The 13,684-nt window shown below is 32.6% G+C and carries 15 protein-coding genes; 8 read left to right on the plus strand and 7 right to left on the minus strand.

Annotated elements, in window-relative coordinates; genetic code table 11:
* The first annotated feature begins 47 nt into the window (after window positions 1-47).
* Window positions 48-260, plus strand: coding sequence for a hypothetical protein (locus IEV50_RS16860; RefSeq protein WP_188416583.1), 213 nt, complete (start codon window positions 48-50; stop codon window positions 258-260).
* Between the two features lie 127 nt (window positions 261-387).
* On the opposite strand, the gene IEV50_RS16865 is transcribed toward IEV50_RS16860, so the two are convergent.
* Complete coding sequence (locus tag IEV50_RS16865; RefSeq protein WP_188416585.1) at window positions 388-942, minus strand: pyridoxamine 5'-phosphate oxidase family protein; 555 nt, start codon at window positions 940-942, stop codon at window positions 388-390.
* 183 nt (window positions 943-1,125) lie between these two features.
* Entirely contained in the window at window positions 1,126-1,665 is a 540-nt protein-coding gene (locus IEV50_RS16870) for a DUF2892 domain-containing protein (protein ID WP_188416587.1), read from the minus strand.
* Window positions 1,666-1,776: 111 nt separating this feature from the next.
* On the opposite strand from IEV50_RS16870, the gene IEV50_RS16875 reads away from it, so the two are divergent.
* A complete protein-coding gene (locus IEV50_RS16875; RefSeq protein ID WP_188416589.1) occupies window positions 1,777-2,295 on the plus strand; it encodes a thioredoxin family protein in 519 nt (172 codons plus the stop codon).
* 82 nt (window positions 2,296-2,377) lie between these two features.
* A complete protein-coding gene (ung, locus tag IEV50_RS16880; protein ID WP_188416591.1) occupies window positions 2,378-3,055 on the plus strand; it encodes a uracil-DNA glycosylase in 678 nt (225 codons plus the stop codon).
* A 237-nt stretch (window positions 3,056-3,292) separates the two neighbouring features.
* Here the strand turns inward: ung and IEV50_RS16885 are convergent, their stop codons facing one another.
* Window positions 3,293-3,763 carry an Lrp/AsnC family transcriptional regulator gene (locus IEV50_RS16885; RefSeq protein ID WP_187072447.1) on the minus strand — a complete coding sequence of 157 codons (471 nt, stop codon included), beginning with the start codon at window positions 3,761-3,763 and terminating at the stop codon, window positions 3,293-3,295.
* 126 nt (window positions 3,764-3,889) lie between these two features.
* Here IEV50_RS16885 and IEV50_RS16890 point away from each other — a divergent pair, with 126 nt between their 5' ends.
* Entirely contained in the window at window positions 3,890-4,552 is a 663-nt protein-coding gene (locus IEV50_RS16890) for a metal-dependent transcriptional regulator (protein ID WP_188416593.1), read from the plus strand.
* Entirely contained in the window at window positions 4,539-6,401 is a 1,863-nt protein-coding gene (locus IEV50_RS16895; protein ID WP_188416595.1) for an Nramp family divalent metal transporter, read from the plus strand. Before IEV50_RS16890 ends, IEV50_RS16895 begins: the two co-directional genes overlap by 14 nt.
* Here the strand turns inward: IEV50_RS16895 and IEV50_RS16900 are convergent.
* On the minus strand, window positions 6,391-6,867 hold the full coding sequence (locus IEV50_RS16900) for a TlpA family protein disulfide reductase (RefSeq protein WP_188416597.1): 477 nt from the start codon (window positions 6,865-6,867) through the stop codon (window positions 6,391-6,393). The genes IEV50_RS16895 and IEV50_RS16900 overlap by 11 nt on opposite strands.
* A 212-nt stretch (window positions 6,868-7,079) precedes the next feature.
* On the opposite strand from IEV50_RS16900, the gene smpB reads away from it, so the two are divergent.
* Window positions 7,080-7,529: an SsrA-binding protein SmpB gene (gene smpB / locus IEV50_RS16905; RefSeq protein WP_188416601.1), complete on the plus strand. Its 450-nt coding sequence runs from the start codon at window positions 7,080-7,082 to the stop codon at window positions 7,527-7,529.
* 95 nt (window positions 7,530-7,624) lie between these two features.
* Here the strand turns inward: smpB and IEV50_RS16910 are convergent, their stop codons facing one another.
* Entirely contained in the window at window positions 7,625-8,281 is a 657-nt protein-coding gene (locus IEV50_RS16910) for a protein-L-isoaspartate(D-aspartate) O-methyltransferase (protein WP_188416602.1), read from the minus strand.
* 192 nt (window positions 8,282-8,473) lie between these two features.
* Between IEV50_RS16910 and IEV50_RS16915 the strand changes: the two genes are divergently transcribed.
* Window positions 8,474-9,151, plus strand: coding sequence for a hypothetical protein (locus IEV50_RS16915; RefSeq protein WP_188416603.1), 678 nt, complete (start codon window positions 8,474-8,476; stop codon window positions 9,149-9,151).
* Here IEV50_RS16915 and priA read toward each other — a convergent pair.
* Both priA and IEV50_RS16925 read right to left on the minus strand, forming a co-directional pair.
* On the minus strand, window positions 9,148-11,628 hold the full coding sequence (gene priA, locus IEV50_RS16920; protein ID WP_188416604.1) for a replication restart helicase PriA: 2,481 nt from the start codon (window positions 11,626-11,628) through the stop codon (window positions 9,148-9,150). The genes IEV50_RS16915 and priA overlap by 4 nt on opposite strands.
* The gene (locus IEV50_RS16925; RefSeq protein WP_188416606.1) at window positions 11,628-12,014 is read right to left on the minus strand and encodes a DUF423 domain-containing protein; all 387 of its coding nucleotides are present in this window, start codon (window positions 12,012-12,014) and stop codon (window positions 11,628-11,630) included. The genes priA and IEV50_RS16925 overlap by 1 nt, the downstream gene beginning before the upstream one ends.
* Before the next feature lie 91 nt (window positions 12,015-12,105).
* Here IEV50_RS16925 and IEV50_RS16930 point away from each other — a divergent pair, with 91 nt between their 5' ends.
* Complete coding sequence (locus tag IEV50_RS16930; RefSeq protein ID WP_188416608.1) at window positions 12,106-13,674, plus strand: DUF3352 domain-containing protein; 1,569 nt, start codon at window positions 12,106-12,108, stop codon at window positions 13,672-13,674.
* The last annotated feature ends 10 nt before the right edge of the window (window positions 13,675-13,684 follow it).

Consider the following 13,684-nt stretch of genomic DNA (forward strand, 5'->3'; position numbering starts at 1 on the left):
CAAGCCTTTTCTATATTTACAGCAATCGAAAATAAAATCATTACGTTATGAATAGTTCAAGTTTAGAAATTACCGAAAGAGAATATTGCATTAAACTAAGTAAAGATGCATTCGACTTATCTTTAGTTCATCAATTAATAAAAAGAATACAAGCTGAAGCATTCTTCTTTAAGAAAGCACAAGCCGAAGATGACGATATCCTGATTAAAAGAAATCAAAGGGAAGAATTAGAAGGATTTGATTATTTAGGTGATAAATAAAGATTTTGGAAAGAGTAAGCACTCATAAATAATAAACCAACCTTAGCTTCTATCTCAAACTTAATCTCATCCTCAAACTTAATCTCATCCTCGACCTCAACCTCAAACTTAATCTCATCCTCAACCACTAATCAATATCCAAATTCCCCTCTACCGAATCATCCATTGTTTTTCCAGTTATAACTGAAGCGGCAATTTTTAAAAATGCTATAGCAGCCCCATGTTTGGTGTCCCAATAGTAACCTTCTGAAGGGATAACTTTTATTAAAGTAATATTCGGATCGTCTTTCCCTCCTTGAAACCAGGTTTTAATAAACGGACTCCAAAGTTCATCAATTTTAGCCTGATCCCTAATAATTTCAGAAATACCATAGATATTTACAAAACCAGAATGTGCACCAGCCTGAAATAAAAGATGTGTAAAAGGATCCGAAGAGATCTCCTCATTTTTGTGGCTATCTTTCATACTCATAAACCAAATATTTCCTTCATCATCAACTTGTTGAATTGCCATTGGCCTTACAGACATTGGTACGCCAGTTTTAATATTTGTACAAAAAAAGCAGCTTTGTGCTTTATCAGCCAAATCACGTAGTTTTTCAATAGCTTTCTTTCCGCCTAAATCTTTAATGTTATCTTCTTCTTGAGTATTGTTAGTACTTCCTTCTTGAGATGTTGCCATAAGTCTTATATTTTCTATACACTACAATCCTAAAATTGATTTAGTTTTGAGTAATTGTAAAAGGTATTGAAAAATATAAATTTAAATTTCCACTGAATATTTTTTTTGCATAAAAATACCCCCAAATAGTTTCAAACTTTTTGGGGGCAGCACAAAAGATTTTGGTAAGATTAAAATGTTTAGCTATCTGTAACGAACCTGCTGCTGCTTATCCATCATGCCCATCTGATCTTTCATTTGTTTAATTTGATCAGCTAATAATTTATTTTTATCAGCTTTTTTAGCTTCTGCAAGATACATTGTAGCTTCGCGTTTATTACGTTTCGCCATTGCTATACCTGCTAAACTCAATTTAGCTAAAGCAACATTATGCTCCATTTGCATACCCAAACTCAATGCAGTTTTAAAGTATTTTTCTGATTTCATTGGAGCAGTTCTACTTTCAATTAAACCAACAAGCAGGTTATAGTAGCCATGTTGAACTTTAATTAGCTGCTTCTGATAGTTAGTTATTCTATCTAAATACATTTTAGCCTTTGGCATATTATCTTTTCTGAGAAACCATTGTGCTAAAAGCATATTCTCATTAAAAAAGTAAGTTACCAATACAATTAGCCCTAATAAAACGGCAACTATTCCCCAAGGCCAGAAGCCGAAAATAAATAAAGCTACAGCGCCACCCAATAATGCAAAACCCGCAATTAATCTGATAATATTTGGCATAAATTTTATTCTAGTTATTTTTTTTTTGCAAATATCGTGTTTAAATAGCATAAATTAGATTTTAAAACAATAATTTCAATAAAAATTTCCAATTCCAAAAAAACTTTCAATATGAAATATATATTATCTATCACACTAATTATCCTTACTATGAATGTTTCTGCACAAGAATTAAATAAAAAAATCCACGACGAAGCACACAATAAAGAAATATTAATTAATACTTGCACAAGAGAAGGTGTAGTTACATTTCCAGAATTTAAAGAGATGTATGATCCATTATATGCCGCTTATGTTCCTGATGCTGCAACCATGATTGAATTAAAAAAGCTGATTAAGAAAGAACATATTAAAATTATTTTCGGAACCTGGTGTGGCGATAGTAAAGTGAATGTTCCTAACTTTTTTAAGGTTTTGGATGCTTTACAGTTCAAAGTAAAAAATGTTGAAATAATTGCAGTTGATGGACATAAAAAAGCGGAAAATGGTATTATTGATGGTCTTGATATTCAAAGAGTGCCGACCTTTATAATTTACGATAAAAAAGGAAAAGAATTAGGCAGGATTGTAGAACATCCAAAAGCGACCCTAGAAGGAGACTTTCTTAATATCCTTAAAAAGAAATCTTAAACTTTCTTAATTAAAAGAGGTTATACTTTTTTGGTTATAATTAAACTACATTATCCATTTTACATTCATTATCAATATAAATATGTCTGCTGCAATAGAACATAGTTGGTTAGCCGTTTTAGAGGAAGAATTCGAAAAAGATTATATGAAAACCCTTAAAGTTTTTCTCCTGGAGGAAAAAGAAAATGGAAACCAGGTTTATCCGAGAGGAAACGACATTTTTAATGCTTTAAATACAACACCTTTTGATAAAGTTAAAATTGTGATTTTAGGTCAAGATCCTTATCACGGCGTTAATCAGGCTCATGGCTTATCCTTTTCAGTTCAAAAAGGAGTTGCTATTCCTCCTTCATTAAAAAATATTTATAAAGAACTTGAAACTGACATAGAAGGATTTAAACCACCTCAACATGGTAATTTGATGCATTGGGCAGAACAAGGTGTTTTATTGCTTAATGCAACACTAACCGTTCGTGCTTCTGAAGCTGGTTCACACCAAAACAGAGGCTGGGAAATATTTACAGATGAGATAATTAAAGCACTTTCAAATAAACGCGAACATATTGTATTTTTACTATGGGGAAAATATGCCCAACAAAAGGCATCACTAATAGACGAGAAGAAACATTACGTTTTAAAAGCAGCCCATCCCTCTCCTTTTTCAGCTTACAATGGCTTTTTTGGTTCGAAGCACTTTTCAAAAGCAAACCAATTGTTGGTACAGAATAATTTAACGCCAATTGATTGGACAATTAAGTAAACTTGTTACCACCTTAGACATCTTAGAACATCTAAGTTAGGTGTGTAAATTGAACATGTGTTCACTAACAAATGCTTTCTTGCCGCTTTGCAAAATGTTGTTACAATTGAAATCTATCATCATCCCTTTTCGGGATGATCTAAATGGATTGCTTAAGCTATCTTAGGTGTCTAAGGTGGTTAAAAATTATACTCTAAAACATCTTAAATTAAGTTGAAATCTAAGGTGGTCAATAAATTAATATTCCAAAGGCACTATAGGTTCTTTTTTGGTAGTCGACATAATCATCATTGTTTGAAACGTTTTAACAACAGATATTTTACTTATTTTATCCATAATTAAACGCTCATAGGCTTTAATATCTTTCACATAAACCTTTAAAAGAAAATCTGCCTGACCAGTAACATGATGGCATTCAGTTATTTCTTTAATCTGATTTACTTCATCTAAAAAGATTTGAATCGTATTATTTTTATGGAAATCTAATTGAATCTGAATAAAAGTTTTAATACCCAATCCAAGTTTTTCCTCATCAACCAAAGCATGATAACTTTTTATAAAACCAGCCATTTCAAGCTTACGCACTCGCTCTAAAGTTGGTGCTGGAGATAGTCCAATTTCCTGCGATAATAGAAGATTGGTAATTCTACCATTCTCTTGTAAGATTCTTAAAATTTTAAAATCAATTTTGTCTAATTCAGATGCCATATATGTTCAAAGGTATTGAGAATACAAACATAACCAAATTATATTCTAAATTTTAACATAATTTATCATATATATTTTAAATAAAATTTTTTAGATTTACCTAAAAATAAAATTAGATAAACATAAATGCAAAGTTTTACAGAAGAGAATTATCTTAAAGTTATTTATCATTTGGCAGAGAAAACAAATAACGTTCAAACCAATGCAATTGCTGAGCAAATTCAAACTAAACCTGCCTCTGTAACCGATATGATTAAAAAGTTAGCTGAAAAAGAATTAGTTGACTATATAAAATACCAAGGTGTAACCTTAACGGATAAAGGTAGACATGCTGCTGTAGATATTGTACGCAAGCATAGGCTATGGGAAGTATTTTTGGTTGATAAACTTAATTTTAAGTGGGATGAAGTGCATGATGTTGCGGAGGAACTAGAACATATAAAATCTGTAAATCTTATTGAAAGACTCGATGAATTTTTGGGTTTCCCGAAATCAGATCCACATGGAGATCCAATTCCTGATAAAAATGGAAGGTTTACTAAAACTCAATTCATAAAACTAATCGAATTAAAAATTGGTGACAGTGGAACTATTACTGGCGTTAGTCAACACAGTTCAGCATTTTTAAAACACCTGGAAAAGCTTGGATTAACATTAGGCAAACAGATCAAAATTTCTGATGTTACGGATTTCGATGGTTCGGTAGAAATTTTAATTGAAGAAAAACAAATCAACATAAGCAGAGAAGTTGCAAAACACATTTTAATAAGCAATAATGGCAAAAACTGAGTCGTTAAGTGAAGTTCATCAGAGCGTAAACACCGATAAAAGAAAAGGCTGGCGGAGAATTTTATCATTCATCGGGCCAGCATATTTAATCAGCGTTGGTTATATGGATCCAGGAAACTGGGCTACAGATTTAGCAGGTGGCAGTAAATTTGGTTACCAACTGATTTGGGTTTTGTTAATGTCGAACCTCATCGCTTTGTTATTACAATCACTTAGTGCAAGACTTGGCATCGTTCGAGGATTAGATTTGGCTCAAGCTTCAAAACATGCCTATCCTAAATGGGTAAATATTCCATTGTTTGGTTTGGCACAAACAGCAATTGTTGCTTGCGATTTAGCCGAGATTATTGGAATGGCAATTGGCTTACAGCTGCTTTTTGGCTTACCTTTAATTTGGGGTATTTCTATCACTATATTCGATACCATATTATTGCTATTCCTTTTAAATAGAGGTATGAGAGCCATGGAGGGTTTTATCGTATCGATGGTATTTATAGTCGGGATTTCTTTTTTAGTAGAGATGTTTATAGTAGAACCTTCACTTAAAGAGGTAGTTAAGGGTTTCGAACCTTCACTTTTAAGTGGCGATGCATTGTACATTGCTATCGGTATCATAGGCGCAACGGTAATGCCGCATAACCTTTATCTCCACTCTTCACTAGTACAAACCCGTAAGATAGAGCGAACGAATAAAGGAATAAAAGAAGCCATAAAATTTAATTTTATTGATACAGCTGTAGCATTAAACCTGGCATTTTTTGTAAACGCAGCTATATTAATTTTGGCTGCTGCAGCATTTTTTAGAAATGGTTTACACGAGGTAGCAGAAATTCAGGATGCGCACAAATTGCTATCAAATATCTTCGGTAACGTAGCCCCAACCCTATTTGCTATTGCATTGATAGCGGCCGGGCAAAGTTCTACCGTAACAGGAACACTTGCCGGACAAATTATTATGGAAGGGCATATTAACTTACGCATTCAGCCCTGGTTAAGGAGGTTAATAACAAGATTATTGGCCATAATACCTGCGTTTTTTACGATTCTGTATTATGGAGATGGTGCTTTAGGCAGCTTGCTGGTATTAAGTCAGGTTGTTTTGAGCCTACAATTGGGTTTCGCAGTGATTCCACTCATCCATTTCACATCAGATAAAAAGCTGATGAAAGATTTTGCCATCAAAGCATGGATAAAAGTTTTGGCTTGGGGAAGTGCATTACTTATCATTGCTCTAAATGTTAAGTTGGTCATAGAAGAAATCTCAGGTTGGGCTAAAGATGCGAACACCTGGTGGATTTATGTTTTTGTTTTTCCGGCGGTAGTTTTGGTGGTATTGCTTTTATTGTATGTATTTGTTCATCCGCTGATAAACAAAGGCAATCTTCAAAGGCAAATGGTTCCCCATGGAAATGCGCTCGATATTGGTAAAATAGAAAAGATAAGTTATGAAAGAATTGGCATAGCGGTTGATTTTTCTACAAACGATAGAAATACCATAAGACATGCCCTAATTCAAGGCGGAAAAGATGCGCATTATTACTTAATTCATGTGGTAGAAACAGCAGCAGCAAGGTATCATGGAGACATTGTGATGGATCATGAAACGCAAAGTGATGCCAATAATCTCGAAAAATATAAACTTAACCTTTCTGACTTAGGTTACGATTCTTCAGTTTTTATTGGCTTTGGCGGCACTGCTAAAGCTATTGCAGATATCAGCAATAAAAATAAGTTTGAACTTTTAGTTATGGGCGCTCACGGGCATAAGGGACTTAAAGATTTAATTTTCGGAACAACAGTAGATTCGGTTAGGCACAAAGTGAATATTCCTGTTCTGATCATCCGATAGATTTTAAAACTTTTTTAATGCCCCCATCGCCATAACTGTAAACTAATAACTTACCTGCAGCAGAGTATAAATAAATGGCAGGATACTGTGATGGTAAAAACGTTGGAATAAAAGTCTTGTTTTTATCTTGAAGTACGGTAACGTTAGGCTTTAAGTTCAAACCTGGCGCAAAAGAGCCAAAAAACTTTTGGATAGAAATCGATTCATCAAGTGTAACCATCAAAATTGTAACATTTTTCAATTTAGAGTAGGCCAGATTAAGTTCTTTCGCTTCTCTTTGACAATGCTCGCATGTACAATCAAAAAGAATGAAAAGTGTTTTTTTTGTCGTGTTAATATTGATGTTAGAATATGGCTTTCCATCTAATTTAAAAAATTTAAACCGAGGTAAATAAGTTGGTTGTTGTGCATTTGCTGTAAAAGCAAAAAACATAATCAAAGCAAAAAACAGGTTTCTAAACTTCATAACGAATAATATAAATTCAAACTTAAATTTTTAAATTGATAACAGAACAAATTACAGATTAGGTTTTACAAAAAATGAACATTTATATTTTATAGCCAAGTTTGCATAAAATAATAATATTCATGCATTTTTTAAGATATTTGCAACCACAAGTATTTTTTATTAGAAAATTTTAGCAGGAATAAACATCTGCTTTAACATAATTACAGATTTTGAAAAACGATATTAATATTAAAAACAAAAGAGCTTATTTCGATTATAATCTAATTGATAAATATGTGGCGGGATTAGCACTTTTGGGAACAGAAATAAAAGCCATTAGACAAGGAAAAGCGAACATGACAGATGCTTTTTGTATGTTTATCGGTGGAAATTTATTTGTTAGAAATCTTCACGTCTCAGAATATAGTCACAGTTCTTTTTACCATCATGATATTAAAAGAGACCGTGCTTTATTGCTTCAGAAAAGGGAAATTAAGAAACTTAAAGCCAAAGGTGAAGAAAAAGGCTATACAATTGTTCCGCTCAGAATTTTTGTAAACGAGCGAGGTTTTGCCAAAATTGAAATTGCTCTGGCTCAAGGCAAAAAAGAATTTGACAAACGAGATAGTTTGAAAGATAAAGATGTAAAGAGAGAAATGGATAGAGCAATGAAAAGATAGTTTAGGAATAAATATTCTATTTCTTAGTGTTTATAGTTAAATTACCCCTAACAAACTAAAGAATCAACCAACCAAAAAACGAAAAAACCAGAAACCTACCAAGCTTGATCGCCCACTAAGGGAACAAACCTGAAAGTATCCAAAACAATTTTTTCGTAATCCTTTTCACTCACTCTTATCACTGTAACCATTTTTTGAGCGTGTTCATTTCCAACTGGAATAACCAAAATACCACCAATTTTTAACTGTTTCAATAAAATTTCAGGAACAAGTGGTGCGCCGGCAGTAACTATTATCTTATCAAAAGGGGCGTGTTCTGCAATTCCTTTTGAACCATCACCACAAAAAAAAGAAGGTTTGTAACCCATTCCTGGCAAAACCTGTATGGTCCGGTTAAAAATATTTTCCTGCCGCTCTATTGTATAAACTTTAGCACCAAGTTCCATTAAAATACAAGTTTGATAGCCAGAGCCTGTTCCAATTTCTAATACTTTATCACCTTTTTTAATATGTACCAATTCACTTTGATAGGCTACCGTGTAAGGTTGAGATATGGTTTGTCCATCTCCAATAGGAAAAGCAATATCTTTATAAGCCTGATTCCAGAAAGTTTCATCAAAAAAGAAGTGGCGGGGAACTTTACCTATTGCTTTTAATACATTTTCATCTTCAATTCCACGAGATTTTAGCAATTCAACTAACTTCTTCCTCGCTCCTTTTTCCCGGTAATTATCAACAAATTTGTAGGCCATGAAGTATCAAAAGTAGTTTATTTATGCGGTGATACAAGGTAAAAAAATAATTCCGAATGTAAGTCACAGGTAATCAAAACTAAAAATAATTTGAGTTGATTTTTCACCAGAAATATTATTTGTTCGTTATTAAGAATTATTTCTACTTTTGAAAACTGGCATTTCAAATTCTAAAAATAACCAGTATCATTTATGAAAAAAGTATTACTAAGTGCTGCTTCCCTCTTTTTAACCTTGTCTTCTTTTTCGCAATCTAGTGCTGATTATAATTATTCGATAGGCATCAGAGGTTTCAGCATGATGCAATTACCAAAAATTTTAAATCAAACCAATACGCAAGACTATACAAAAATGTATGCAAATGGTGCCTTAGTAAAGTTTAACGATAATCAAATAAGTTATAGAATAAGTGGAAATTACTATCGTGATAATATTGAATTTAAAAACACATGTGAATCTTGCCAAATTGGTAAAGGTAAGGTAACCGATTATTCTTTTAAAATAGGATTTGAGAAAAGCTTTAATTACTCAAGAATCCAACCTTATTTTGCATTTGATTTGGGCTATCGATCTAACCGTTTTACAGGTATGCTATCAGATAGTAATACTACATCTAATAGTGTAAATCAAAATGCTGACGCCAGTAAAAATGGATTAGTAATCACACCATCATTTGGCTTAAAAGTTAATATTTTATCAACACTGTGCATTTTTGCCGAAAGCAATTTAGATTTCAATTATTCATACGAAAAGCAAGATATCTCCGACCCAAATGGTGTTGGAAGAACTGTAAACACGTACAGAAAATGGGAGTTTTTGTTAAACCCAGTATCAGCAGGAATTCAGTTTAATTTTAATAGTAAAAACTAATAAGGGTCTACATCAATCTGTATCAGTACACTTTTAAAATCTTTCATTGCATTAAATTCGGTGAGGGTTTCTCTCAAAACAGATTTTACTTTATTTATTGCCGTATGTTTATCGGCTTTGATAATAATTTGTTTTATGTAGAGATTCCTTACTCTGCTAACCAAAGGTTGTTCAGGACCTAAAACCCTTTGTCCGAATTTTGCTTTTAATATTTTTGCAAGGAAAAAAGCAGCATTTTCCAACACTGTAACGTCTTTATGTTTCACGGCAATGAAAATCATCCTTGAAAATGGAGGATATAAAAACTTTTCACGTTCTGCAATTTCATCGTTGTACATTCCAAGATAATCATTATCAACCACCTGCTTTATAATCCGGTTATCAGCATCGTAAGTTTGTATGCAAACATTCCCCTGATCTGCTCGCCTACCTGCCCTACCAGCAACCTGAGCTAACAATTGATAGCTACGCTCGTAAGCCCTAAAATCCGGGTAGCCTAGTAAAGTATCGGCATTGATTACGCCAATTAGACTTAAATTATCGAAATCCAAACCCTTTGCAACCATTTGCGTACCAATTAAGATATCCGTTTTTTTGTCTTGAAAATCAGTTAAAATTTGCTGTAATCCATTTTTAGTTCTGGTAGTATCCATATCTAAACGGGCAATGGTAATTTCCGGATATAGTAATCTCAATTCCTCTTCGATACGCTCTGTGCCGAAGCCTTTCTGCTCAACATGCACAGAACCACAAGCCGGACAAATATTAACACTGCTTTGCTGAAAACCACAGTAGTGACAATGTAACTTGCCGCTACTCTTATGATATGTTAGGCTAACATCACAATTTACACACTTTGGCGTATAACCACAGGTAGCACAAATTAGAATCGTTGCATACCCTCTGCGATTTTGGAAAAGAACAATTTGCTCTTTCTTACTCAAGGCTAAATCAATATCCTTAATCAAAACGCTAGAAAAATAGGAAACCATTGTTTTTCTTTTGGTTTCTTCAGCTATGCTAACAACTTGTTGATTTGGCAATTGAACGCCACCAAAACGTTCTTTCATCTCTACCAAGCCATATTTTCCTATTAATGCATTATGATAACTTTCTAGTGATGGTGTTGCAGAACCTAGAATAACCTTTGCTTTATGTAAATGCGCCAAATATATGGCCGAATCTCTGGCCTGGTACCTTGGAGCCGGATCATATTGTTTGTAAGATGGTTCATGCTCTTCATCAATAACAATTAATTTTAAATTTTGAAAAGGCAAAAACACAGCCGATCGAGCGCCTAATACGACTTTAAAAGCACCATGCTTAACCTTATTCCAAATTTCTACCCTTTCGCTATTGTTAAATTTTGAATGATAAACCCCAATTGAATTACCAAAGTATTTTTTTATACGCTCTACAATTTGCGTGGTTAAAGCAATCTCCGGTAATAAAAATAAAACCTGCCCATCGCTGGTATTTATAATTTCTTCGATAAGTTTAATGTAAACCTGGGTTTTACCTGATGCTGTAACACCGTGAAGCAAAACCACGTCTTTATCTTCAAAAGCGGTATTGATTTGATTTAGTGCACTTTGCTGACCATCATTGAGTGAAAAATTTACACTGAAATCATCATCATGAGCTGCAAGCCTGCTTACCGGTCGTTTTAAAACTGTAAAAATATCTTTATCAGTTAATGCCTTTAATGCTGCTGCACCACAATTACTTTCTTCTATAAGCTGTTCTTTAGAAATTGGCAAACCTAGTTTATTCAATTTTAGGTAAGCGAGAAGTGCATCTAGCTGTTTTGGTGATCTATCTAAAATTGCAAAAAGCTGTTTTAAATTTTCTTCTTCGTTATAAAACTCATTTAAAATTATAAATGATTTTAATAGCGGCTTATACTTTTGAATAACTTCTTCGGCAACAAGAATAAGTTCCTTATCCAATAAATGATTTATAATAGGATAAATGGTTTTTTGACCCAATAACTTGGAAACATCATTAACCGTTAGCTTTTGCTGCTTTTGTAAAGCACTTATAATAATTGCTTCTTTTTCTGTTAGTTCAACGCTATCATCGAAATTTTCTCGAAGAATTAATATGGTTTCACTTGCTAGCTTTAAGCTTGCAGGTAAGGCTGCTGCCATTACATCACCTTCATTACACATGTAATAACCCATCATCCATTTCCAAAATTTCAATTGGGTTTCAGTTACTGAAGGAGCCGAATCTATAACATCAAGAATGTATTTTGCTTCGTAAATTATAGGTGGAACAGTTGTAATCCCACTAATTAAGGCAGTATATATTTTATGTTTTCCAAATTGAACCATCACCCGCCTTCCAATTTCAATTTGATTATTTAAATCAAATGGTACCCGGTATGTGTAGTTTTTCGCTAAAGACAAAGGCAAAATAACTTCTACAAAAAGTGTTTCTCTTTCTGTAAAAATATCAGGTTCAAATCCATTCATTATTTATCTTTTACAGCTGCGAAGAATAGCATTATCCATCCTAAAACAAAAAGCAACCCACCAATTGGTGTAAGTGGGCCTAAAACATCAACAAAACCAATATTCAAAATACTTCTAGTTGCTAGAAGATATAATGAACCCGAAAAAAGTACAATTCCAAAAGTGAAACAAAAATAAGCAATATTGATTAGTTTATTTCGATAACGGGCAAATGTTGAAAGGTACAAAAGAGCAAATGTGTGATAGAACTGATAATCGACCCCTTTCTGCCAAATTTCTAATGAAGGGCCATCTATCAAAGCTTTTAAGCCATGAGCGCCGAAAGCACCCAATAAAACAGCAACGGCACCAAAGAAAGAAGCAGTAAGAATAATACGTTTGTTCATATAGTTTAGCTTAAGGCGATTGCTAAATTAATAAATTGATGAAGAACTTCGTACAAATGGATGTAATAATTTAAATTTGTTAAACAAACAGATGAGAAAAATATTAGTTCTATTAATTGCATTGATTGCTGGTGTCGCGTTTATGGCTTACCTGTATTTTTCAAAATTAAATAATGAGAACAATGCGAAAGATTTAGCATTGCAATCTGCCACCAATAACGCTTCAGTTATTTTCGCTTTTCAAAATGATAAAAGTTTTTACCAAATCATTGAAGGTCAGGGCTTATTGCAGCAGGTTTTAGGCACACAGAAAACCTCGTTTTTAAGAAATTTAAAAGAAAGCATTGTTAACGATAACGCATTAAATGGTTTTATTGTAGATGAAAAAATCTATCTGAGCATTTTACCTGATGAGCAAAAAGAGCTAAATTTTTTAATAACCACCCAAATTTTAGTAGACAAAGATTTTAAACAATTAAACCAACTGCTTAACAAAGAGACAGAATTAACTGCCATTAAAAAAGACGTTTATAAAATTAATTTTAATGATAGTCTGTCAATTTTTATTGGCGTTCAAAACCAGGTGTTAACTGCCTCAACATCTTTAAAACTTATTGATGATGCTTCCATAAGATTAACTGAAAATCCTTTTACGGATTATATTAACAAAAACAATCTGTTGAATAAAAACGTATTGGCGCATTTATACCTTAATTTTAATCATGCACCAGAAGCACTAAAAAAAATAATTGCCGGTAATTTAAATGGAGAAATTTCTTTTCTTAACAAGCAAAACAGTTTTGCTTCGCTAACTTATAATTTCAGTAAAGAGAAGATTTTATTTAGTGGCACTTCAGAATTTGTAGCTACAGATAATTACCTAAAAATTTTTGAAAATGATGTTCCCCAGGCCATCAGCATTACAAACCTATTACCTAATAATACTGCTAATTACAGCCTTTTTGCTTATAGTGATTACAAACTTTGGAACAAAAAACTTAATAATTGGCAATTATTAATACAAGAAACAAATAAAACAGAAGGCACCATCAATTCAGTTAAAAATAATTATCGTGTTGATTTAAAATCTATCTTTTTACCTTATGTGAAAAATCAGTTTATTAGTTTTCAATTAAGTACAACAGAAAAATTAGGTGCAATTACCTTATCAAATGGCGAAAAGGTAAAGCAATTGCTTTTAGATGTTAGTGCAGATTATAGCGATGAAATCAAAATTTTTAAATCACCTAATATTTTATACAGTTTCTTTGGTGAACCATTTAAAAAATTTGAAAGGCCATATTATACTATCGTTGATAATAATTTGGTTTTTGCTAATAATGTAAGTACAGTTCAGTCTTTTTTGAATAGCTATAAAAACAATAAATTATTGATTCAGGATGCTTCATATCAAGATGCATTGAATCAACTTTCTACAACATCTAACATAAGTTATTATATTAATTTAAAGAATTCTGCAGACATTTTTAGAAGTAATATTACACTCCCCTATTATAAACATTTAAAAGCAGAAGGTGGATTAAAAAGCTTTGACACTTTTTACTATCAGATGATTGCTGATAAAGACAAATTCATCACTAACATGCTTCTAAACAAATATTTAGAACTAGAAATACCAGATTCCCTAAGCAATCGTTAATTATATCAGC

This window comes from Pedobacter mendelii (assembly GCF_014635725.1).
In the GTDB taxonomy this organism is placed as follows: Bacteria; Bacteroidota; Bacteroidia; order Sphingobacteriales; family Sphingobacteriaceae; genus Pedobacter; species Pedobacter mendelii.

Bases quoted from the DNA above. Each gene is read 5' to 3' on its own strand.
- IEV50_RS16885 (WP_187072447.1), bottom strand. From the start codon at position 3,763: ATGGCATCTGAATTAGACAAAATTGATTTTAAAATTTTAAGAATCTTA.
- IEV50_RS16890 (WP_188416593.1), top strand. From the start codon at position 3,890: ATGCAAAGTTTTACAGAAGAGAATTATCTTAAAGTTATTTATCATTTG.
- IEV50_RS16870 (WP_188416587.1), bottom strand. From the start codon at position 1,665: ATGCCAAATATTATCAGATTAATTGCGGGTTTTGCATTATTGGGTGGC.
- IEV50_RS16900 (WP_188416597.1), bottom strand. From the start codon at position 6,867: ATGAAGTTTAGAAACCTGTTTTTTGCTTTGATTATGTTTTTTGCTTTT.
- IEV50_RS16930 (WP_188416608.1), top strand. From the start codon at position 12,106: ATGAGAAAAATATTAGTTCTATTAATTGCATTGATTGCTGGTGTCGCG.
- IEV50_RS16860 (WP_188416583.1), top strand. From the start codon at position 48: ATGAATAGTTCAAGTTTAGAAATTACCGAAAGAGAATATTGCATTAAA.
- IEV50_RS16895 (WP_188416595.1), top strand. From the start codon at position 4,539: ATGGCAAAAACTGAGTCGTTAAGTGAAGTTCATCAGAGCGTAAACACC.
- priA (WP_188416604.1), bottom strand. From the start codon at position 11,628: ATGAATGGATTTGAACCTGATATTTTTACAGAAAGAGAAACACTTTTT.
- ung (WP_188416591.1), top strand. From the start codon at position 2,378: ATGTCTGCTGCAATAGAACATAGTTGGTTAGCCGTTTTAGAGGAAGAA.
- IEV50_RS16865 (WP_188416585.1), bottom strand. From the start codon at position 942: ATGGCAACATCTCAAGAAGGAAGTACTAACAATACTCAAGAAGAAGAT.
- IEV50_RS16875 (WP_188416589.1), top strand. From the start codon at position 1,777: ATGAAATATATATTATCTATCACACTAATTATCCTTACTATGAATGTT.
- IEV50_RS16910 (WP_188416602.1), bottom strand. From the start codon at position 8,281: ATGGCCTACAAATTTGTTGATAATTACCGGGAAAAAGGAGCGAGGAAG.
- IEV50_RS16915 (WP_188416603.1), top strand. From the start codon at position 8,474: ATGAAAAAAGTATTACTAAGTGCTGCTTCCCTCTTTTTAACCTTGTCT.
- IEV50_RS16925 (WP_188416606.1), bottom strand. From the start codon at position 12,014: ATGAACAAACGTATTATTCTTACTGCTTCTTTCTTTGGTGCCGTTGCT.